Source organism: Persicobacter psychrovividus, assembly GCF_036492425.1.
Lineage (GTDB): Bacteria > Bacteroidota > Bacteroidia > Cytophagales > Cyclobacteriaceae > Persicobacter > Persicobacter psychrovividus.
The window spans coordinates 1,596,419-1,617,915 of the sequence record NZ_AP025292.1; the positions used below are offsets into that span (position 1 = coordinate 1,596,419).

19 protein-coding genes are annotated in these 21,497 nt (G+C 41.4%); 8 read left to right on the top strand and 11 right to left on the bottom strand.

The features are described 5' to 3' along the window. Positions 1-273: 273 nt before the first annotated feature. The 9 genes from AABK40_RS06985 to AABK40_RS07020 all read right to left on the bottom strand — a co-directional run bounded on the left by AABK40_RS06985 (position 274) and on the right by AABK40_RS07020 (position 6,340). Positions 274-999, bottom strand: coding sequence for an SH3 domain-containing protein (locus AABK40_RS06985; protein ID WP_338398045.1), 726 nt, complete (start codon positions 997-999; stop codon positions 274-276). 59 nt (positions 1,000-1,058) lie between these two features. Continuing rightward, entirely contained in the window at positions 1,059-1,649 is a 591-nt protein-coding gene (locus AABK40_RS06990) for a hypothetical protein (RefSeq protein ID WP_338398046.1), read from the bottom strand. A gap of 39 nt (positions 1,650-1,688) precedes the next feature. Further along, positions 1,689-1,865: a hypothetical protein gene (locus AABK40_RS06995; protein WP_338398047.1), complete on the bottom strand. Its 177-nt coding sequence runs from the start codon at positions 1,863-1,865 to the stop codon at positions 1,689-1,691. Further along, a complete protein-coding gene (locus AABK40_RS23830) occupies positions 1,795-1,962 on the bottom strand; it encodes a transposase (protein ID WP_421953302.1) in 168 nt (55 codons plus the stop codon). Before AABK40_RS23830 ends, AABK40_RS06995 begins: the two co-directional genes overlap by 71 nt. 90 nt (positions 1,963-2,052) lie before the next feature. After that, on the bottom strand, positions 2,053-3,018 hold the full coding sequence (locus AABK40_RS07000) for a tetratricopeptide repeat protein (protein ID WP_338398048.1): 966 nt from the start codon (positions 3,016-3,018) through the stop codon (positions 2,053-2,055). Positions 3,019-3,108: 90 nt separating this feature from the next. After that, a complete protein-coding gene (locus tag AABK40_RS07005; protein WP_338398049.1) occupies positions 3,109-3,528 on the bottom strand; it encodes a hypothetical protein in 420 nt (139 codons plus the stop codon). Between the two features lie 380 nt (positions 3,529-3,908). Next, complete coding sequence (locus AABK40_RS07010; RefSeq protein ID WP_332921667.1) at positions 3,909-4,760, bottom strand: DUF350 domain-containing protein; 852 nt, start codon at positions 4,758-4,760, stop codon at positions 3,909-3,911. Positions 4,761-5,013: 253 nt separating this feature from the next. Next, a complete protein-coding gene (locus AABK40_RS07015; protein WP_332921668.1) occupies positions 5,014-5,784 on the bottom strand; it encodes a hypothetical protein in 771 nt (256 codons plus the stop codon). After that, the gene (locus AABK40_RS07020; RefSeq protein WP_338398050.1) at positions 5,777-6,340 is read right to left on the bottom strand and encodes a DUF4178 domain-containing protein; all 564 of its coding nucleotides are present in this window, start codon (positions 6,338-6,340) and stop codon (positions 5,777-5,779) included. Before AABK40_RS07020 ends, AABK40_RS07015 begins: the two co-directional genes overlap by 8 nt. A 476-nt stretch (positions 6,341-6,816) precedes the next feature. Between AABK40_RS07020 and AABK40_RS07025 the strand changes: the two genes are divergently transcribed. Beyond that, positions 6,817-8,001 carry a hypothetical protein gene (locus AABK40_RS07025; RefSeq protein WP_338398051.1) on the top strand — a complete coding sequence of 395 codons (1,185 nt, stop codon included), beginning with the start codon at positions 6,817-6,819 and terminating at the stop codon, positions 7,999-8,001. A gap of 121 nt (positions 8,002-8,122) precedes the next feature. Here AABK40_RS07025 and AABK40_RS07030 read toward each other — a convergent pair whose 3' ends face one another. Continuing rightward, positions 8,123-9,352 (bottom strand): S-adenosylmethionine:tRNA ribosyltransferase-isomerase, encoded by a 1,230-nt coding sequence (locus AABK40_RS07030; protein ID WP_338398052.1) that lies wholly within the window; start codon positions 9,350-9,352, stop codon positions 8,123-8,125. Between the two features lie 453 nt (positions 9,353-9,805). On the opposite strand from AABK40_RS07030, the gene AABK40_RS07035 reads away from it, so the two are divergent. The 4 genes from AABK40_RS07035 to AABK40_RS07050 all read left to right on the top strand — a co-directional run bounded on the left by AABK40_RS07035 (position 9,806) and on the right by AABK40_RS07050 (position 18,089). Continuing rightward, positions 9,806-12,820, top strand: coding sequence for a SusC/RagA family TonB-linked outer membrane protein (locus AABK40_RS07035; protein ID WP_338398053.1), 3,015 nt, complete (start codon positions 9,806-9,808; stop codon positions 12,818-12,820). Between the two features lie 12 nt (positions 12,821-12,832). After that, positions 12,833-14,326 carry a RagB/SusD family nutrient uptake outer membrane protein gene (locus AABK40_RS07040; RefSeq protein WP_338396566.1) on the top strand — a complete coding sequence of 498 codons (1,494 nt, stop codon included), beginning with the start codon at positions 12,833-12,835 and terminating at the stop codon, positions 14,324-14,326. A gap of 2 nt (positions 14,327-14,328) precedes the next feature. Further along, positions 14,329-16,617: a beta-glucosidase BglX gene (gene bglX, locus AABK40_RS07045; protein ID WP_338396567.1), complete on the top strand. Its 2,289-nt coding sequence runs from the start codon at positions 14,329-14,331 to the stop codon at positions 16,615-16,617. Between the two features lie 80 nt (positions 16,618-16,697). Continuing rightward, positions 16,698-18,089 carry a hypothetical protein gene (locus AABK40_RS07050; protein ID WP_338396568.1) on the top strand — a complete coding sequence of 464 codons (1,392 nt, stop codon included), beginning with the start codon at positions 16,698-16,700 and terminating at the stop codon, positions 18,087-18,089. 142 nt (positions 18,090-18,231) lie between these two features. Here AABK40_RS07050 and AABK40_RS07055 read toward each other — a convergent pair whose 3' ends face one another. Further along, positions 18,232-18,555: a DUF2834 domain-containing protein gene (locus AABK40_RS07055; protein WP_338396569.1), complete on the bottom strand. Its 324-nt coding sequence runs from the start codon at positions 18,553-18,555 to the stop codon at positions 18,232-18,234. Between the two features lie 150 nt (positions 18,556-18,705). Between AABK40_RS07055 and AABK40_RS07060 the strand changes: the two genes are divergently transcribed. The 3 genes from AABK40_RS07060 (at position 18,706) to AABK40_RS07070 (ending at position 21,398) form a co-directional block, all read left to right on the top strand. Beyond that, entirely contained in the window at positions 18,706-20,385 is a 1,680-nt protein-coding gene (locus AABK40_RS07060) for an AAA family ATPase (protein ID WP_338396570.1), read from the top strand. Between the two features lie 469 nt (positions 20,386-20,854). Next, positions 20,855-21,151 (top strand): type II toxin-antitoxin system RelE/ParE family toxin, encoded by a 297-nt coding sequence (locus tag AABK40_RS07065; RefSeq protein WP_338396571.1) that lies wholly within the window; start codon positions 20,855-20,857, stop codon positions 21,149-21,151. Beyond that, entirely contained in the window at positions 21,138-21,398 is a 261-nt protein-coding gene (locus tag AABK40_RS07070; RefSeq protein ID WP_338396572.1) for a helix-turn-helix domain-containing protein, read from the top strand. Before AABK40_RS07065 ends, AABK40_RS07070 begins: the two co-directional genes overlap by 14 nt. Positions 21,399-21,497: the final 99 nt, after the last annotated feature.

Sequence of the window (21,497 nt, forward strand, 5' to 3'; positions counted from 1 at the left end):
AAAAAGCATGAACCAAAAGTTCATGCTTTTTTTATAGACTTTCATTGATATAACAATATTTATCCTCTCATTTGGAAAATTGGAATAGAATTTGCTATATTTAAGCAAACAAAAGGACATTTTCATTGATGATCGTCCATCGGGTTTGCCGAGGGTATTAGAGATGAAAACAAACGCATGAGGTTGACCCCATGCGTTTTTTTATGGGGTAGTTTGTGTCCTTTTCAAGGGTAAGGTCAATTTTTGGTTAATAATCCATGTTTCTTTTATTCATTAACAGCCTCGGGAATAATACCATATATTTGGTAAGCCATTGCAGTCAACAATCTTCAACCATCCTTCTAATTCCTCAATGATATTTTCTTTTTCTGAAAGGTTTGTAACGCAAGGGTGTTTTTTGTGAATGATTATCTTAACTTTTGTCCAAGTCCCATTTTTTTCATTCGTTAGCACAATTTGATTAGTTTCACCTTTCAAGTTTCTGATTATTCTTGAGTCGATATTTGGTTTTTCTCTTAGATTTAGACCATTGGCATAATAGCCCAATAGATTATCCATATTGGCCATAAGAAATGATTCCCACCCGACTAATTTAAAGCCCAACGCTTCAATTTCACTCTGCTTCAACCACAGGTCTTGGTTTGAGTAACTAAATTTTACGAATTCCTTTTCTCTTTGAGAATAGGGGATAGCCCAAATTTCATAACCTATTTCTTTGAAAAATTTTAAGTCAATCTGGTTTTCTGCTTTAGTCTGATGATTGATATGGTAAATTCTGTAAAAAGACTGATCTCCAACATTTTGGGCAACATTTCTTGTTATTCGCCCCACGACCTCACCGTTGGGGTTGTCATAAACATTAAAGCCTTCTTTTGGGGAATATATACAGCAAATTTCTTGATTAAAACCCTGTGTAGGCAATATAAGCCCATTCTGAAATCCTTGTCCATAGGCTATATTTACCGACAAAAGAAAAACTGTGAAAAAGAATTTAGGCATGGTTAGTTGCTTGGTTATTTATTTTCTTAAAAAAACTGTAAAATAAATGCTGTCCATATTTATAAATATGGAAAGTTAAAGCGATGGATCTTGCCGATTATTGTCAAATCTTTTGATTGCATCTTTATCATGTTATTTCTTATCTCCAAAGAGTATTTACCATGATAAATTGATTCTTTAATTATTTTACCTGTTCCTGTTGGTTTAATTTTATTTTTGGAATCCTTATCTATATTGAACCTTGATATAATTAAACTGTCATTTCTAAATTCCCACCTACACCATACCCCATGGGAATCAACACCAGGGAGTGTGACAATCCCATTACTACGAAAATCCATTGTTTCTAAACAATTGTCATATTCACTACTTAATTTTAAACCAGTTGAGTTAGGGGTCAACTCTTGTCTTTTATAGTACAAATTGTCTACACACCAACTGTTTTCGGTTAGCATTTCTAATTTTGAAGGAATCGCTAATATGACAAGCGGAGTTACAATTGCAATTAGGATAATCGTGGTAAAAATTAATAGCCTTATTTCTAATGGTAGTTTTCCAATTAAAGGGAAATTGGTGGTGGATTTGTCAACCCTTGTTAATAAATTTTCATCAATTTGTTTTTCAATTTCTTCAAGTGATCTGGATTTCATTCTGAATTTTAGATGGTTGTAAATTAGAAATGGTTTTTATCAAATCGCCAAAGTAATCAGCACCGACCCACCAATATAGGCAAAGGCTTCGATGATTGCTGCTCCAATATTAGGCTGTTCCTGATTGATAGCCTTACTCCCTTTTTCAAAAACACTCGATGCATTCTCCAAAAAAAAGTTGTTTCCATTGGCCAATCTGTGCAGGACTGATTTCATATTTCTGACAAAGTTCCGCTATGCTTTGTTGTTCTTTGATCGCTTCAAGTGCTACCTTGGCTTTAAACTTGGGGCTAAATTTTCTTCTGCTTATCATTGATTTACAAGTTAGTATATTATTTTAACTTGCTGTCTGAATTGTTGGGGTAATTATACTGAATGTAATCTTAAAATTCAAGTTGTTGATTTAACTACCCGCACAATAGAGCCCCATTAATTCTGTTACTTCATCACCATACCTTGAAGAAAATTCTAAGCTTTCCGCTCGCTCCAAATCTTCACAAACCTTTTCTTTTTCATCCATTTCCAGATAGATTAATGCCCTGTTTTTATATGCATAGGAGTTTTCAGGATATAATGAAATAGAATGTTGAACATCCTCAAATGCCTTTTGAATTTCTCCTAATTTAAGTAAACAAAAAGCTCTGTTGTTAAAAGCTAAAGCCTTGAAAACGCTATGATTTTTTTTCGATTCAATCTCAACTAATTTGTCAAAATTATGAAATGCATTTAAATAGTCCTGTTTATCTAAGTAATAAAATCCTCGCATATCATAAGCGTCTGCATTATTGGGATCATCTTTTATTAGATCATTTAGGGTTAACAATGCGTCGTTATTTTTTTCTTGTGAAAATAGAACTTTTGCCTTTAGTATTTTTGCATCACGATTGTTTGATTTCACCAAGAGCACTTTATCTATTTCAGAAGATGCTTCCTCGAATGATTCTATTTTTATGAAATACCTTATTTTTGTTAATATAAGTTCAATAGCTTCATTTTGAGTTAGTTTTTTGTTACTGAGTGCTTTATCGAAATCCTCCAAGATGCCGTCTTTAGTCCCTTTATTTACGGAGCCAAGCATAAGTGCCCTGTAACCATATTGAGGCAAATAGTCAGGGTTTAGCGAAATCGATTTGTTTATATTTTTAATGGCATTATCAGCTTGTCCCAAATTGAATTGCGACCTGCCTTTAATTAGATATAAAAAATTGTCGGCTGGGTATATTTTTAATAAAGAGTCAGATAATATTACCGCTTCTTTAAACTTCAAATCATTGAATGTCGATTGAAGTTTTTGGATAGATTGATCTGGTGCGAAGGGGCTTAAACATGAGGTTAGTGTTATTAGAAAAGCGAGTTTGAAAAATTTCATTGTAATTGTATAGGTTAATTATTGTTGTTGTTTCAATAGTGAATTGAGTTTAATTGTGATGTATTTATTCTTTATGGACAATCAGTAAATCTATTCTGCCATACTAATAAAGTGATCAATTATTTTTCTTTTATGCTCTATGAATTTTATAAACCAATAGGCAGAAATAATTAATAAAAGAATACCAAATATAAATGTTGGGTAGTCAACAGATTTAAATATCAAGACTATAGAGGAAATCAAGGTTATCAATTTGCCTAAAATTTCTATATATCCCCTTTTACGAATATTTATATTCAATAATATCTTGTCATCCTCTATTCTTCCCGATATTATATAAAGTAGAGCACTATTTCTTCTTTTTCTATTCACTGATAAACTAAATGCATCAAATTTAATTTCCCCTGTATATGGCTTGTTAGAGGGTCCGAAAATAGACTCTTCGTTATCAATATTTTGAAGTAAGTTGCTTGCGAACTTATCCTTATCTGATATTTTAATCTCTGTCATCTAATTTAGGAAGTTTTAAAAACGTGTTTAATCATCAATCACCTGATGATCACTGTCATCTCCAAACTTTACAAGGGTAGAATAGTGATCACATCTGCAATCGGTGACAATTTTCCTCGGTATTTGGTTAGGTCTTGATTTTTTGATAAACAGGAGCTTTGATGCTAAATCGGATATTAGCATTGTTAGGAGGTAATAAAATTTTTGAAAATCGATCTTGATTTTCTGTGTTGGTATTTGCTTGATAGGCTGCTTTACAGTTTTTTATTGAAGTTCTGCCAACTATATTTAGGACGATACAAATCCTCTAATACTCAAAAGACCCTCCCAGCAATAACTGAGAGGCTTTTCATAATTTTTAATCTATTTCAATCAGCTCATCAAATCGCCAAAGTAATCAACACCGAACCACCAATATAGGCAAAGGCTTCGATGATTGCTGCCCCAATATTAGGCTGTTCCTGATTGATAATTTCGTCGGTAAGGTTTTGGCCAGGCAGTAGAATTTTGTCGGTGACTAATCGGCATAATGGCAGGAATAGCAGGCCGAGAATCACTTCGTAAGAAATGATGATTGCCGCGGTTTCCCAACCTTCAAAAGGGTGCATAATTGCGGCACGCAAAACATTGGCAATTCCGATTAAAGCCCCTGCTTTTCCGATGCCTACGGCAACATTGCTCTTGGCCAAATGTTCGTCAGTGTCGTAGGGGAGGATGGCGTTGTAAACCAAGCCTGTGATGATGAAAATCACCTGCCCGAACAGCCAGAAGCCTATGGCTGAAGGAATGCCATAACCTGTGTATAGTCCTGCATAAATAATCAATCCGCTTCCTGTAGCCGTTGCACCTTCAACGAGTCCGACTCCGGCATTTTGTTTGTCGCAAATTTCAGCACGTATTTTAAACTTTCGCAGGATCAGCTTGTCGGCAATCAGCAAGGAGATATTCAGTAAAATAATACCGATGATTCCGTAAAGGAGTACACTCAATAAGTCGGCAACTAAGCCAAGGGAATCTCCCGTCATGGCGCCAGCAATGGCCAGTAATAAACCAATGTAATAACCCGTATTGGAAAGGGCAAAAGCAAGGTTGTCTTTAATGACCAGCTCCTCATTGACCTTGATGGAAGGATTGAGGAGTTGATAAACTATTTTCCCGATAAAAAAAAGCAGGAAACAGCTGAACAGATAAGCGATAGTGAGCAATAGGCTCTGTCCAATTTCTATAAGCATGATATTCTTTTTTTAGGTCAATGATCTGATATTTTGTAGGGGCGTTGCATGCAACGCTTTACAATTTTCTCCTGGTTCAAGCGGGTCGCTTGGATCAGGGTTTGGTACTTAAATTTTAGTTCAGGCAAGGCGCTTGAACTAAAAATGTAATTGGTGAGACGTAATTAATTACGCCTTTACGGGATCTTCATCAGCTATCACGAGAGCGACTCTCGCGATAGTCTTGATGCCCGTACAATGTCAAAATTTAAAACTACTTTCCGAATCCACCACCTCGGCTTCTGTAAGAAGAAGAGGAACTGCTGCGGCTACGACTTCCCCAGCCAGAGCTTTTGCTGCTGCGTGAAGAGCTTCGGCTGCTACGGCTTTGTACCCTGGACTTAAAAGCACTGCTTTTCGACCATTTTGAATTTGAGCGGGTATTTTTATCGGCATAAGTGCCGTAATAACTTCGTCCTGAGGAGGGGTTCACGGGGCCGTAATAATCCCGACCTCTGCTGCGGTAATTACTGTAATAATCGTTGTAATAGGAGCGGCGGATTGGGTGGGACATCAGGTTGAACATCGAGCTCATGAAAGCGTATCGCCCGTAAAATTCCCAGAAGCTGCTGCCTCCACGGTCTACCCAATGCCCGTATTGTGAATTACCCACATAATTGGAGTAGCCTGCTGGCACAACGGATTTATTGAGTTTGCCTTCTTTTTTGGCGGCAATTTCCATTCCCATAGCATCTTCATACTGGTGGAAAGTGCGTTGAGAAACTTCGGCCCAAGGGGTGATCTCTGATTTGGGTACGCCATCTTCCTCAATCACGACTTTATACTGCTGTTTATAAGTCGTGAAAAAAGTCCCGTCCGCATCCATATCATATAAAATGATGGTGAAGTTGGGGTATTTGTCAAGTCGTTTGACCAGTTCGTCCAGAGGTGTTTTGTAACGGTGCGAACTGCCGCAGGCACTGAGCAGCACCATCGCCAGGGCGCATAGCAAAAAAGATATTGGTCGGTTGAAAAAGTTAGTCATTCGTTTTTGGCAGTATGTTCGAAATTTCAAATGGTTTCACAGGTCGCCCAACGGAAGCTTCAAATTCCCGTTCATCCCATTGGCTAACAGCAATAAGCTTTTGCTCGTCTTTGGTGTAATATTCCCACTCAATGAATTCCGCCCAGGCATCATCATATTTGTCCTCCACGGCCATGTCTTTACTGTATCCTGCGGAATCGGTATCGAGGAAATAAGTATCGCCTTCAAAAACGATTTTATTGGGGCCTGTTTTATGTTGCACAATATAGTCAGGCAGATCCTCATCGAGTGTTCGGATTTTTACGGATCTGCTGATACTTAAATCGAGCCCATCATTGGCGTCCACATGGAGGTAGAGGGAGTCGGTACCATCAAAAATTTTGAATTCTTTGGTGAAATATTCACTGCCCCAGTCGTACTCCCAGCCTTGCACAACTTCCCAGGTCTTTAAATCATAATCAAACATAAAACCAACCTGTAAGTCGGTGACCTGAATATTGGAGGGGTCATAATCAGGGGTGTTGTCCTTCTTCTTGAAGAAATCAAAAATACCCATATCGTTATTATTTTTTTGTGATCGTCTTTTCTCAAACATAACTAAAATTTGGAGAAAATACCCTGATTTAATTCAATATACGATACAATAAGCGGACTTACCGCTGCCTGCAAACACCTTAGCTTTGTCGGTTTCCATCCTATTATCATCTGATCTCCCAGTAAAATGGGAGAAAATCCTGTGAATTTGAGTTAAATGTGAAAATTCTGATAAATAAATTCAGAAAATTTAGCCTAATTTAAGTGCTTTTGGTGTAAGTTTTTTATGGTTTTTTAATTAAAAACGTAAATTTGTTTAAAATCCAACAAAATATTATCCGCCATATATATGCTGTAAAAAGGATATTTTAAATTAGATAAGTTCATTTTCGTCATTTTTTTGGCGTTTCTGCACGTGTAAGTAAGGTGGGGTAAATGTGAGTTTTATTATTTTTTATTTCATTATTTTTGAAAAAACAACATAAACAACCTAATCGTATGATTTTTAGAAAAATGTTACCTGTTGCCTATGGGGCAGTTATTGCAATGTGTATGGCAAGCTGTCAGGAGGCCATTCAACCAGCAACAGAGCTTACCGCCACAACCCAGGATTCAGAATTGAGAACGATGGAGGAAGGGATGCCTTCCCTTCAAACTGCCTATGACATTAATTATGTAGCGGCAGGCGATTATTATTCAATCGTTGGAGAAGATGCCAACGGTGATTTGTCGGTATTTTTTGGTGATCGAGTGAACGGCTGGACACGCCTTCAGGATAAATATGCCAAAAATGCTATTTGGGGAGATTACCTGGCGACTTCATATGATGATGAGTCTGGAAATTTCCTTTATGCTTTTATGCACAATGGTAAAGTTGCCGTAAATGGCGGTTATCAGTTTGGAGGAAAGCCGCGCTACAATTCAGGAAAAAGCTATGTGGGGAGCGGTGCGGACTGCTTAGTGGAGTTTCTTGATTTGGATTATGTACACTCTGCAGGCTATTGGGTGATCAGTGGAAAAAATGCCAGCGGTAAAGTTTTGACTTTTGTAGGCAAGCAGAGAGCTTGGACACAATTGCCTGACAAACAATCTGCAAGCAATGCCTGGGGTGAATTTTTGGCTTCAGCTTTCAATCAGGTAGATGCTGGTGAAAAATTTGAAGGGGTATATGCTTATTTATTCCCAAAAAATGGGACTAAATATGTTGTAACTAACGGTTTGCGTGAGTTCTATGGCAAGCCTTGGTTTAATTCAGGAAAAAGATTTGTAGGAACTAAAGGAGATCGTCTGACTTCTTTGATCAATCTTGATTATGTACCAAGTATGGATGCTTACATCATTCAGGGAATGAGTGAAAGTGGTAACATTGATACTTATTTTGGAAGCCATAAAAATGGCTGGGTAAAGACTGAAGATCGCCACTCTGCAGGGAAATTGGCAGGAAAGTATGTTGATATCGCTGTACAGTCTGTAAAAGGCGGTAAAGGATTCGGCATCAATTACCTGTTGCAATTTGGCGAAGGCGAAAATGGCAAAGTGAATGTTGGCTGGGGAAAAGGAACAAGCTATAAGAGTGAAGCAGAAATTCTGGATAAATTCGGAAACGTGATCGGTACTGGTGGCTTGAATGTAAGACACTACGGAAACGGCGTCAAAGTAGAAGGTGAGCAGGCTAAAGGATAATCTGAAGTCGCGTTGTCAACCATTTTGACTTGGTATATTAACAGTAGTTAATGATCGGGTAAATGATTGATCAATAAATGAAAACAGCACAACTGATAAAGGTTGTGCTGTTTTTTTTTTGTTATTTTTTCCGAAGTAAGAAAGAGGCGTCTCCGTAACTGAGGAATCGGTAATCTTTGTCAAGGGCATTCTGATAGACCTTTTTCCAGTCTTCGCCAATGAAGGCCGCCACAAGCATAATGAGGGTCGAGCCTGGCTGATGGAAATTCGTGATGATGCCATCAATAATCTGGAAAGGATAGGAGGGGAAGATGAAAATTTCTGTGCTTCCCTGCAAATGGTCGGTCTTGTCGGCATCCATTCTCTGCAATACGGCGGTCATAGCTGCTTTTACCGAAGGCAATTCCTCCACGGAATATTGGTAAGGGCGCAGCTTCTCAACAAAGAAATCCGCCTGTGGATCTTCAATCAGTTTTACCCCAAACCAGTACAGGCTTTCGAGTGTCCGCATGGAGGTCGTCCCGACACAGTAAATATTTCCCTGACGCTCGATAATGGCCTCCACATTATGTCGGTGAATAATGATCTGCTCCTCGTGCATCGGGTGGTTCACCGCATTTTCCTCTTTTACAGGCTGAAAAGTTCCCGCACTCACATGCAATGTCAGTTCCTGACGATCAATATTTTTGGCATCAAGTCGTTCAAGGATTTTGTCCGTAAAGTGTAAGCCTGAAGTTGGTGCTGCCACAGCGCCTTCATTTTTACTGAAAACCGTCTGATAGCGGGGCTTGTCTTCATCTTCAGCCTCCCGATTCATATAAGGAGGCAGCGGAACCGTTCCCGCCTCTTCCACGATAGCCACAAAAGGAATATCCGAAGGTGTCCATTCAAATTTTACCTGAAAAGGTGATCGACTGATGATCTCGGCTTTAAGGTGCACCTCCTGGCCTTCCACCGTCATCTCGCGGTTCAGTACCTGCCCGTCTTTCAGTTTTTTGGCATTGCCCACCATTGCTGCCCACACGGTTTCTCCTTTGGCATCCATGGCTTGAGAAATCACAGGGCTTGGTGTTATTGGGTTCAGCAGGAAAACTTCAATTTTAGCACCAGTGTCTTTTCTGAAAAAAATCCGTGCAGGAATCACCTTGGTGTTATTGAAAAAAAGGACTGAATCAGCAGGGATGACCTGCTCAATATCAGGGAACTGCAAGTTTTCAATTTTTCCTTGCTGATAGTACAATAGTTTGGAAGCATCACGCTCGGCAAGTGGGTACTTGGCAATGCGTTCATCATTTAGCTCGTATGTATATTCTGCCAATTTTATTTCGGGCAGTTTGACCTCTTTTTTCATAGGGCGCAAATATAATATATAATCAGCATAAGGCAATGAATCGGGAAAATCATGATGCTCGTGAAGTATGGTTTGCTTCTGTTATCAACCTTTAAATAGGAGGAGGCTGATGTAAGGGGAACGGTCTTATGGTTATTATATCTTAGGGGAAGAGCATAGGATTTAATGGGGGTGGTTTGAATTGATATTATTTAATATTGATCAAATGATCGAATAGCAAAATCTGGTTTTAAATAGGTGAAGATTGAGGATAAGTTGTTGTAATAAAAGGAGGTGTGATACACAAGTAGTTGTATATAGTTTTTTATCATTATTGTTTATGATTTAACGGATAATTATATGATTATATTTACATTTGCCCTATTCAAACATTCAGCGTTTGGTTTGGTCATTAGTTTATTAGAAGCTTTACCAAGCGGTGGCAAATTATCATTTTATACAAAACCTACTACTATGAACTACTTTACAGGTTTCAAGCTGCACAATGCCCGATGGCTGCTGTTGGTCGTCCTGCTTCAGATTTGCAGCTGGCAGCAGGCCTTCGCCCAAGAAGGCACCACCATTTCGGGAGTGGTGATTTCTCAAACTGACCAGGAGGCTGTTATCGGCGCTTCGGTGGTCGTACAAGGAACAACCCGAGGAACGGTTACCGATGTGGAAGGAAATTTCAGCCTTCAGCTCGAAGAGGGAGATCAGACGCTTGAAGTTTCCTATGTAGGCTACAAGCCCGCCATTATTACAATTGGCAACCAATCGACTTTTAAGGTTGAACTGGAAGAAAATGTGCAGCAACTTGACGAACTTGTCGTGGTTGGTTATGGTGTTCAGAAGAAAAAAGACCTGACAGGATCCATTGCCACCATTGATAGTGAGAACCTGAAATCAGTGCCCTCAGCCAACCCAACAGACGCCCTGCAGGGGAAAGTTTCTGGGGTTCAGGTTGTTCAGCAGGGGCAGCCAGGTACAGCACCCGTTATTAGGATTCGCGGGGTCGGTACAACAGGAAACGCTAATCCATTGTATGTTGTGGATGGGATGTTGTTGGATGATATCAGTTATCTTTCTGCCCAGGACATCAAGTCTATGCAGGTACTGAAAGATGCTTCGGCAACGGCAATTTATGGTTCGCGAGGAGCAAATGGGGTTATCATCATCACGACTAAAGAAGGAAAAAAAGGTAGCAATACAGTCAATTACAGTGGCTATGCAGGTATTCAGAACGTTCAGCGCCGTATCGATATGGTGAACGGTAGCCAGTATGCCACCCTTGCCAATGAGCTGACGACCAATAATGGCGGTACAGATTTACCTTTCCCTGATGTGAACAATGTAGCGGATACCGATTGGTTCGATGAAATTTTTCAGGTGGCACCTATTCAGAATCACCAATTGACTTTCAGTGGAGGTAACGACAATACGCTGTATAATGTCAGTTTAAGTTATTTCAAGCAGGATGGTGTGGTGAAGAATTCTTCTTACGATCGAATTGCCCTGAGGATCAATAACACCTACCAGATGGCTGACTGGTTTAAAGTCGGTCACAATATTCAGTTCAGTTACATTACCGAGGATCTTGCACCAGGAAATGTAGTGCAGAATGCCTACATGATGGCGCCAACAGATGTACCCACCAATCCAGATGGTTCATTTAAGGCCTCTTCTACGAATGTGGCCAACCCTGCGGCACAGCTTTTTTATGAGTCCAATAACCGAACACGTCGTCTTTGGACGGTAGGAACCGTTTTCGCAGAGGCCACCATCGCCAAGGATTTCCGACTGAAAACCAATGTTGGTTGGGAAATTAATGGAAGTACGAACAGGAATTTTGTGCCTCAGTATTTTGTCTCGCCTACGCAGCAAAATCTGGCTTCAAGATTAACGGTCAGCAATAATATTTTCACTTCCTACCTGTGGGAAAACACCCTGTCTTATTATAAAGAGTTTAATGAAAAGCACCAGTTAAGTGCTGTTGTTGGGGTAACGGTTCAGAATTTCCGCTCGGAATCTCTTACGGGTGGCCGACTGAATGTGCCAAGTGGTTCGGAAGATTTGTGGTACCTTGATGCTGGTGATCTGGATGGTCAAACCAACAGCAACAATGCCTCGGAATCGTCTTTGTTTTCGTACCTGGGGCGTGCCAATTATACCTTGCTTGATCGCTATTTGCTGACCGCCTCTTTGCGTGTGGATGGCTCTTCCCGTTTCGGTACAAATAACCGATTTGCAGCTTTCCCTTCGGTGGCTTTGGGTTGGCGGGTTTCCGAGGAGTCTTTCTGGAAAGATAATATCAGCTTTGTTTCAAATTTTAAACTGAGAGGTTCCTACGGTCAGATTGGTAATGATAAAATTGGGGATTATGCCTCGCAGGCAACCATCTCCACGGGCTTTGACTACAGCACGGGTACTCCTGCAAACAGACGCCCAGGCGCCACTGCCATTGACCTCGCCAATCCTAACCTCGTTTGGGAAACCGTAGAGCAATATAATGTCGGTTTTGAAATCGGATTTCTTCAGCAGCGTCTGACCACCGAATTTGATTACTACGGACGTACCTCAAGAGATTTGCTGGTCAATATTCCAGTACCTTCCAATGCGGGCTTTGATGCACAGCAAACGGTGAACCTTGGCGAAGTGGAGAATAAAGGGATCGACCTTTCAATTAACTGGGAAGACAGCAAAGGGGATTTCAACTATCGCGCTGGCGCAACATTCTCTACAGTGAATAACAAGGTCAACCAACTCGGAACCGCTATTCCGATTATTAATGGTCCGCTGAATTTCGGTGGCTACCAGGCTTCCATTACACGGGTGGGTGATGCCATTGGTTCGTTCTATGGCTATGAGGTAATAGGCGTAAATCAGGATGCTGATGACCTGGCGAATTTCCCTCAGGCACCCAATGCTAAAATTGGAGATTTAAGATTTCGCGATCAGGATAATAACAATGTAATTGATGATGCTGACCGTGTGATTATCGGTAACCCAACACCAAGTATGATTTTCGGACTGACCCTCGGCTTTGGCTATAAGGGACTTGATTTCTCGATGGACTGGGCAGGGCAAGCAGGTAACGATATTTATAATGGTAAAAAACAGGTTCGTCCCGATTTGGTCAACTTTGAAAGCTCTTTCCTAAACCGCTGGACAGGCCCGGGGACTTCGACAACCGAGCCATTGGTAGAAAACAGTGGGGCGAGTTTCAACGTTTCCGACCGATTTGTGGAAGATGGCTCTTTCTTCCGACTAAACAACGTTACGGTAGGTTACACTTTCAATTCCGAGCTCACCGAGCGTGTGTTTATCAAGAAACTGAGGATCTACGCTTCGGGAACCAACCTGGTAACCTTCACGGATTACAGCGGTTTCAATCCTGAAATTATCAGTTCAAACCCTATCGCAACAGGCATAGACCTCGGTACTTATCCAGTGCCATCTGTTTATACTATGGGCGTTGATATCACCTTTTAAGCCTTAACCATTATGAAAACCAACTATATATTCAATACCAAAATTTTATGGGCGCTGAGCTTCCTGATGCTCTTCTCGGCCTGTGATGACTTTTTGGACAAGGTCCCGCAGGGGCGACAATCCCCTGATACTTTCTTTACTTCTGAAGAAAATGTCGAAAGGGCAGTTTTTGCCACCTACAACACTCTTTTGCGGTGGGAGCTTTCCGCTTTCCCTTTTTTGGGCTGTAACAGCATCATTTCCGACGATGCCGACAAAGGCAGTACCGCAAGTGACGGCGCCACGCAAAAAGAAATGGATGAATTTACCTTCACCACCAGTAATCCCGAGATTTTCGGCTGGTGGTCGGGGAATTATTTCGGTATCAACAGGGCCAACCAGGTATTGTCCAATATTGATGCGGTTGCCATGGACGATGCCATTAAAAACCGATTTAAAGGTGAAATGTGGTTCCTCAGAGGATTCTTTCATTTTAATTTGGTGAAATCTTTTGGCGATGTGCCGATCAGAATCAGCATCCCTGACGACTCGGAATTTGCCGTGCCTAAAAATGATGCCGAAGAGGTGTACGCTCAGGTGATTGACGACCTTGAAAAAGCAATTGACAATCTGCCTTTGCGCAGTGAATTAAGCCCAGAGGATCTTGGCAGAGTTACCAAAGGTGCCGCGCAGGGGATGCTTGGAAAAGTTTATTTGTACCGTCAGGAATATGCCAAAGCACTTACATTGTTTGAGGCGGTGATCAACAGTGGCGAGTATGAGCTTTTCAACGATTACGCGGCATTATTTACGCCTGCGGGTCATGGCAGTAAAGAAGTGCTTTTTGAGATGTTTGCTACCGCTACCGCAGAAGGTGGTGTGGGTTCGCAATACAATCAGGTACAGGGTGTGCGTGGCGATTTGAACCGTGGATGGGGATTCAACATTCCATCGGCAGCCCTGGATGATGCCTATGAAATGGGCGACCCACGCGAAGAGGCTACCTTCCTTCGGGCTGGAGAAACTACGCGTGATGGCTTTACGGTGCCAGATGTTGATGGGATCAAGGCCTACAATCAGAAGGCTTACCGTGCCGAAAGTGAAATTGTGAACAGTGTGGACAATGGTGGCGGACACCTATACCACCTCCGATATGCTGATATTCTTTTGATGGCCGCTGAATGTGCCAACGATGCTGGAAACAGTACCGATGCCCTGAAGTACCTCAATATGGTACGTGCCCGCGCCCGTGGAGGCGATGCGACTTTACTTCCCGATGTTACGGATACAGACAAAGCGGGGCTTCGTGAAAAAATCTGGCAGGAACGTCAGGTAGAGTTCGGGATGGAAGGGATTCGCTATTTCGATTTGATCCGTATGGATCAGGTAGTGCCAGGCTATGCAAAGCAAAAAATGGACCTGCATGGAAAAACGAATTTTGATCCGCAGAAGCATAAGATTTTGCCGATTCCGCAAGTGGATATCGACCGTACGAATGGCGTTTTGGAACAATCCGAAAATTATTAATCATGCGATTTTTTTTGAAAATTGTGGCGTGCAGTTGGTGCCTGATCGGTATCAGCTGTACGCTCAGCTTTGGCCAGGGGGCATCTACACCCGACTGGGAAAGCTTCAGCAAAGACCCTAAAATTATTAAGCAGGTCAATGAGCTCCTCAGCCAAATGACCCCCGAAGAAAAAATTGGGCAGATGACCCAGTTCGCGGGGCAGGGAGCGGTTACGGGGCCAACCATTGACGCACAGTTTCAGGAGTACCTCGACAAGGGCATGGTGGGTTCGATGTTCAATGTTTTTGGGGCTGAAGGACTCAAGAAGTTGCAAAAGAATGCCATGGAAAAGTCCCGTCTGAAGATTCCCATTCTTTTTGCTGCCGATGTCATTCACGGTTATGAAACCATCTTTCCCATCCCGCTTGCGGAATCATGCTCCTGGGATTTGGAACTGATGGAACAGAGTGCGAGAATAGCTGCCGTGGAGGCGACTTCCGCAGGTATTAGCTGGACTTTTGCGCCTATGGTGGATATTGCCCGCGATGCCCGATGGGGACGCGTGATGGAAGGTGCTGGCGAAGATGTATACCTTGGCAGCCTTGTGGCCAAAGCGAGGGTCAAGGGATTTCAGGGGGTCAGTTCGATTGAGGATTTTAAAAAAGAACATACCCTTTTGGCATGTGCCAAGCACTTTGCCGCTTATGGTGCCGCAGAAGCTGGCAGGGATTACAATACGGTAGATGTGAGTGAGCACACCCTCAGGGAAACCTATTTTCCTCCTTTTGAGGCCTGTATTGATGCTGGCGTGGCGACTTTCATGACTTCTTTCAATGAAATTTCTGGAGTGCCGAGCACGGGAAGCCAGTTTTTGTACAAGCACGTGCTTAGGGAAGAATGGGGTTTTTCGGGAATGGTCGTAACCGACTATACCGCCATCAACGAGCTTATTCCACATGGTTATGCCGAGGACCTTAAACATGCTTCTGAGCGTGCCTTGCTTGCAGGAATCGATATGGATATGAACGGTGCAGCTTACATTCAGCACTTGTCATCTTTGCTGAAAGAAGGTCGGATCAGTGAAAAAATGCTCGATGTGGCGACGGCGCGTATTCTTGAACTGAAATTTATGCTTGGCCTTTTCGACGACCCTTATTTGTATATGGATACCAAAAGGGAAAAGAAATGGATCGGTCATGAATCACATAAAAAAGCCGCACTCGATGGGGCGCACCGATCGATTGTTTTGCTGAAAAATAAAGATCAGATTTTACCGCTGAAGAAAAATCAGCAGAAAAAAGTGGCTTTGATTGGTCCGATGATCAAGGAGCAGAATAGCCTGAACGGCGAATGGGCGATTCGTGGCGACCGCAGCAAAAGTGTATCGATCTTCAAAGGGTTGCAGGATGAATATCAAGGCTCAGGGGTGAAATTTACTTACGCCAAAGGTTGCGACCTGTTGAATGAAGAAGGAGAGCAGGGATTTAAAGCCGCTGTGAACCTGGCAATGGAAAGCGATATGGTGCTGGTGGCTATGGGGGAGGACTTTAACTGGTCTGGTGAGGCGGCAAGTCGCACAAATATTAAGTTGCCTGAACCTCAGCGAGCACTGCTCAAAGCCTTGAAAGCCACTGATAAGCCGATTGTTTTGGTTTTGCTCAACGGCAGACCGCTGAACCTTTCATGGGAAGATGAGCATCTCGATGCGATTGTGGAGGCCTGGTACCCTGGGGAGGCTGCAGGAACTGCAATTGCTGATATTATTTCTGGAGATTATAATCCTTCGGCAAAATTGACGATGTCATTCCCAAGAAATGTAGGGCAATTACCGATCTATTATAACCACAAAAATACTGGCCGACCATTGGATCCTAAAAATAGGATGGACTACAAATCATCCTATCTTGATGTGGAAAACAGTCCTTTGTATCCGTTTGGCTACGGCCTGAGTTACACCACCTTTAAATACAGTAATTTGAGTTTAAGCAGTGAGAAATTCAGTGTTGGTGGTGAAATTCAAGTATCGGTGGAGGTGAAAAATACAGGGGATTATGACGGCGAGGAAATCGTTCAGCTTTACATTCAGGATATTGCCGCCTCTGTTACGCAGCCTGTAAAATCGCTGAAAGGTTTTCAAAAGATCATGCTCAAAAAAGGAGAACAAAAAAGGGTTTCATTTACTTTAAATGAGGAATCCATTAAGATTCTAACCGCAGATTTAAAACGGGAGGCAGAAGCAGGAAAATTCAACCTTTGGGTAGGGAATTCCTCAAATGATGCGTCAAATCATAAAACATTTTACTATGAATAATACATCTTTGTAGTACATATTAACACCTTGGAAACCCGTCGTTGATAGCGGCGGGTTTTTGTTTAAATACTTTCGAATAAATGATGATGTTGAAGAAAACCAGTGCATTTGTATTGATGCTGTGCATGGCCGCAAGTATGGCGATGGCGCATCCTGCAAAAAAACGCGACAAAAAAGCCTTGGAAGAATTGCTGCATAATACCTGTAAGGTTTATGATTTAATGCGTACTGAAAAAGGTTTCTACCGCGATTATGTTGGAACAAAAGATGTTTGTGACCATGGCTCTACGGCCAGTATCGGTATGGGACTGGTTTCACTCTGTATTGCCAACCAAATGGGATGGGCTCCAGATGCCGAGCAAAAAATTATTCAAACCCTGAATTCGGTGCTTGGCGACGAAAATCAACAGGGGATTGCGCGCACTCCAAAAGGGTGTTACATCCACTTTTTTGATTTAGAAACAGGTGCTGCCAAAGGAGATGATTACAGCCCGATAGATACCAACATTATGCTTGGTGGCGCATTGTTTGCCAAAAGGTATTTCCATAAAAATGAAACCATTGCGCGATTGGCCGATCAGCTCTATAATGAGGTGGATGAGTCTCTTTTTGTAGGCGATGTGAAAACGGGAAAAATCTGCCTGAAGATGAACGAAGACGGCAGCCCGCTGAACATGTACACTTCACCTTACAATGAATACATGATGGTGGCCTACTTTGCCAAGTCGCAGGAATCTGTGTTGGATGGTAAAGCACATCAAAACTGGAAGGGGCATTATGGAAATCCGTCCAAATTGCCTGCAGTGGATTATGTAACCAAATCAGGGGAGAAAATCCCTGTGAATACAGATTTGGCATTTATGAATGAGTTCACGTCGAACTTTACCTTCATGTTCAATTACCTGTTTGTACATTCATTTTCTAACGATCCTGTATATATCCAAAAGCTGAAAAACGCAGCAATGGCAGATCGTGCGTGGTGGCAGGAACACCCTCAGCGCGCGGAAAAAGGATGGAAAGATTATGAGTGGGGTACTACCGCAGGTACTGGCTTGTATAACCGCAACGGGAAAATCGGGCAAGGTTATATGGTCGATAAAATTTGTTTGGCAGAAAATATTGGTACCAACAAAGACCACAATCTTGGGTTGAATGTGGCGCCATCAGCATTGGCAGGATACTCACCAGCAATGCCTCAAGAAGTGGAAACGGATTTGCTGGCGATGCTACATGATCAGCGAAAAATTGGGCAGATGACCTTACCTAAGCAAGAAGGCATTACAACAGGAAAAGAGTTTGTGCTTTGGAAATATTCTTATGCTGACCCTTCGTGGAAGGCAGACCGAATTGAAGGGGTAGATTTCGGCTGTATGTTAATGGGACTGGCGGCTTTGCCAGACCTTCTGGGGCATGAGTTCTTCAATACTTACAATGATTTCTTTAACCCAGACGCACCCCAATACCACAAATAATTAATCAGAAATAACAGTGAAAAGACAGCGGGAGCACAATCCTTTCGCTGTCTTTTTTTTGCCCTAATGTGTAGCATACAACCAGAGTGCTCACTTGCTATCTGAGATTTTCATTCCTAATACAATCCATTATCACGTTGCTTCAGGTGAACTCCGTCTCGATTTTCACCTCCCTCATATATAAAAACAGTGGCAAGGCGAAGGATGCCCCAACAATAAAGCAAGCCAACATCGGAGCCCAAAGATTTTTCATATCCTTTCGCCGCCCCTCCAAAATCACAAAAGCCAAACAGGCCATCGCCGAAATGATCGAATCCCAGGCAAAATAAGTGGAGGAAGGCTGTTCAAATACTTCCATGAACAGCAGGCCAATATCAAAGCCTTTATCCATGAAAAATCGGATCAAGGACTCAAAAGGAATCACCAAACCAAATACCGCGAAAATCAGAAATGTATGCTTAGCCATGAGAAGTGTTTCTTTTGATAACATTTTAGTAGTCATTTTGTGAGGTAAGAGCTGATAATAAATAGGCCATGGCGTTTAACCTCCACACAATGCAATCATTCATCAAATCCAAAAATTCCCTATATTGCATCAAAAGTACAAATCAGCATCATGAAGAAACACATCCTTATCGGTTCATCGGACTTTAAAGAGTTCATCGAGCAACAGGCTTGTTATATTGACAAGACGGCGATGATCGAAGAACTAATGACCAATAATCATGCGAAAGTATCCCTTTTTCCTCGTCCGCGCCGATTCGGAAAGACCCTCAACATGAGCATGCTGAAGCACTTTTTTGATGTAGATCAAGCAGAAGAAAACCGAAAGCTGTTCAAAGGTCTTGCGGTTGAGCAGTCCAAAGCATGGGGACATCAGGGGAAGTATCCTGTGATTTTTTTGACTTTAAAAGAATTAACAACTTCTTCTTCCGAGGTATTCAGACAAAAGTTAATATCTCTTTTATCGGCTACCATTAGGAATCAATTCAGATTTCTCTTGAACTCAGATCAGTTGGATGAGTTTGATATAGATTATCTGAAGGCTATTGTTAGTGGAACAATTAATGCTGGTGGCTTAGAAAATTTTTTACGAGAGTTCAGTAATATTTTATATAGACATCATGGAGTGGCTCCTGTCATTCTGATTGACGAATACGACGCACCCATTCATTCGGCTTTCACCCACGGCTACTTGCCTGAAATGCTGGAATTCATGCGCAATTTCCTTTCGGCGGGCTTCAAGGATAATCCCAATTTGACCAAAGGAATCATTACAGGGATTCTTCGGGTATCAAAGGCAAACATCTTTTCAGGATTGAATAATATTAAGACTTATTCGATTTTGAATCATCAGTTCTCAGATTGTTTTGGTTTGACGCAAGCCGAGGTCGATCAGTTACTGATCGATGCCAATTGTCAAGAGCAATCGGAGGATGTGGCGGAGTGGTACAATGGTTATTCCTTTGGAGGAAGCAGCAAAATTTATAATCCGTGGTCTATTCTGAATTTTGTGGGGAACCTTCGGGATGGATTAATACCTTATTGGGTAAATACTTCTTCAAATGATTTGATCAAGGAGATTTTGCCGAAGGCGGAAAAAACAACCCAAGACCTGTTATTTGGCCTTTTGGAAGGAAAGACCTTCGAAGCTGATGTGGAGGACTCCATGACTTTTGAGGATTTGTACAAAGGAAAATCTGCAACGGTGTTAGGACTTTTACTGTTCAGTGGCTACCTGACGACCGATGGTTATTCACCAAGCCGAAGACAGCGATTGCGCATCCCGAATTTGGAAATCAAGCAGATGTACGAGCGTATTTTGGAGCAATACCTTGAAGCAACCAATATCCGACAGGGACATCTGATCGGTTCATTCCTAAGACAAGAACCTGCGACTTTCGCTGACCTTTTGGAGCGCTTCTTTTTGAACTCTTTCAGCTTTTTCGATTTCGATCATCTCGGTGAATCCCCTGAGAAGATTTACCATGCTTTTATGTTGGGACTGATGACACATCTGAGCGGTGATTATCATGTTAAATCCAACCGTGAAAGTGGCTTGGGTAGATCGGATATTATCATTTATCCAAAAGACAATAGCAATCCGAAAGCATGGGTACTGGAATTCAAGAAGAAGAACAAAGACATCAAGGAAAGTCTGCAGGAGTTAGCGGATATGGCTTTGGAGCAAATCAAAACCAAGCAATATTACAGCGAATTGAAGGAAGCCGGACATACCGAAATACTGGCGATGGGCGTGGCCTTTAATGGAAAAGAAGTGGCGTGTGCTTGGTAGGAAACGAGTTGGTAGTATTACATATACTATGTTTTCTAATGTGATAAATTGAACAATTAAAAACTCGCATGAGGTCATTAAGTTGGATTGTAAAGATAATGTATTGGGTTTTGATGGCCTTTGTGTTTTTGTATGGGTTTTATTATCTATTTAACAAAACTCCTGTTGATCGAATTAACTTTACTTATTACGCAGTAATTGTAGATGTGCAATTGATTGTTTTTATTTTGTACTTTACTTATTTGAGAAGGTATTTATACGTGATGATTTTGGTCGGATTTACGTTTCTTCTTTTTTTTACTTCATTATTAGGAAAAGGGCTTCCTCCTATTTTTTGGATCATCTTGTCAATAGTGGCTATTTTGTCAATAAGAGATTTTAAGAAAGTGTAAAATGTAAAGTACTCCTCGTTTTTAATGTTTACTTGATTCCTGTTTTTTTATATGTAAAAACCTTTTTACATTTGAGTATGTTTTTACAGAAGACGAAGAAGTTTGATAAGTGGCTTCGTAAATTGAATGATATGACGGCGAAGGTTCGGATTCTTGCGAGAATTAGAGCAATAGAGTTGGATGATCATTGGGGAGATTACAAACAATTGGCCCCAAATTTACGGGAGTTAAGAATTGATATTAGTAAAGGATATAGGATTTATATACAGGTGATTACTACTGATGAGGGAGTGATTTTAGAAGCTGGTACTAAGTCAGGACAACAAAATCAAATTAAGGAAATCAAAAAAGGATTGCGAAATGGAAACAAGTGAATTTAACTATTTGGAATACCTTGAAACAACTGAAGAGAAGATTGAATTTTTAAAGCAAGCCAAACGCGAGTTGAGTTTTTCTTCTTATATCAAGACCTTGTGTGAGGTAATTAAAAGTATTGGGGTTTCTAAAGTGGCGCAGAAAAGTGATATTACTCGACAAACAATCAGTCGTTTGATTAATAATAAATCGAAGGCAATCTATGCAGAAACCCTGTTCGAGATCGAGAGGGCTATTGGATTATAGGGTCTCAATTATTTCCATTTAACAAAATCTCCAACCCACTTTAGTCGGTTTTTTTGTCTGGTAGGCCTTGGATTTATCTTTGGTAAAATAACATTCCAC

Excerpts from the sequence above, each read along its gene's own strand:
- AABK40_RS06995 (WP_338398047.1), bottom strand. The coding sequence starts at position 1,865 with ATGAAATCAGTCCTGCACAGATTGGCCAATGGAAACAACTTTTTTTTG.
- AABK40_RS06985 (WP_338398045.1), bottom strand. The coding sequence starts at position 999 with ATGCCTAAATTCTTTTTCACAGTTTTTCTTTTGTCGGTAAATATAGCC.
- AABK40_RS06990 (WP_338398046.1), bottom strand. The coding sequence starts at position 1,649 with ATGAAATCCAGATCACTTGAAGAAATTGAAAAACAAATTGATGAAAAT.
- AABK40_RS07060 (WP_338396570.1), top strand. The coding sequence starts at position 18,706 with ATGAAGAAACACATCCTTATCGGTTCATCGGACTTTAAAGAGTTCATC.
- AABK40_RS07050 (WP_338396568.1), top strand. The coding sequence starts at position 16,698 with ATGATGATGTTGAAGAAAACCAGTGCATTTGTATTGATGCTGTGCATG.
- AABK40_RS07025 (WP_338398051.1), top strand. The coding sequence starts at position 6,817 with ATGATTTTTAGAAAAATGTTACCTGTTGCCTATGGGGCAGTTATTGCA.
- AABK40_RS07030 (WP_338398052.1), bottom strand. The coding sequence starts at position 9,352 with ATGAAAAAAGAGGTCAAACTGCCCGAAATAAAATTGGCAGAATATACA.
- bglX (WP_338396567.1), top strand. The coding sequence starts at position 14,329 with ATGCGATTTTTTTTGAAAATTGTGGCGTGCAGTTGGTGCCTGATCGGT.
- AABK40_RS07035 (WP_338398053.1), top strand. The coding sequence starts at position 9,806 with ATGAACTACTTTACAGGTTTCAAGCTGCACAATGCCCGATGGCTGCTG.
- AABK40_RS07055 (WP_338396569.1), bottom strand. The coding sequence starts at position 18,555 with ATGGCTAAGCATACATTTCTGATTTTCGCGGTATTTGGTTTGGTGATT.
- AABK40_RS07000 (WP_338398048.1), bottom strand. The coding sequence starts at position 3,018 with ATGAAATTTTTCAAACTCGCTTTTCTAATAACACTAACCTCATGTTTA.
- AABK40_RS07070 (WP_338396572.1), top strand. The coding sequence starts at position 21,138 with ATGGAAACAAGTGAATTTAACTATTTGGAATACCTTGAAACAACTGAA.
- AABK40_RS07020 (WP_338398050.1), bottom strand. The coding sequence starts at position 6,340 with ATGGGTATTTTTGATTTCTTCAAGAAGAAGGACAACACCCCTGATTAT.
- AABK40_RS07010 (WP_332921667.1), bottom strand. The coding sequence starts at position 4,760 with ATGCTTATAGAAATTGGACAGAGCCTATTGCTCACTATCGCTTATCTG.
- AABK40_RS23830 (WP_421953302.1), bottom strand. The coding sequence starts at position 1,962 with ATGATAAGCAGAAGAAAATTTAGCCCCAAGTTTAAAGCCAAGGTAGCA.
- AABK40_RS07015 (WP_332921668.1), bottom strand. The coding sequence starts at position 5,784 with ATGACTAACTTTTTCAACCGACCAATATCTTTTTTGCTATGCGCCCTG.
- AABK40_RS07065 (WP_338396571.1), top strand. The coding sequence starts at position 20,855 with ATGTTTTTACAGAAGACGAAGAAGTTTGATAAGTGGCTTCGTAAATTG.
- AABK40_RS07040 (WP_338396566.1), top strand. The coding sequence starts at position 12,833 with ATGAAAACCAACTATATATTCAATACCAAAATTTTATGGGCGCTGAGC.
- AABK40_RS07005 (WP_338398049.1), bottom strand. The coding sequence starts at position 3,528 with ATGACAGAGATTAAAATATCAGATAAGGATAAGTTCGCAAGCAACTTA.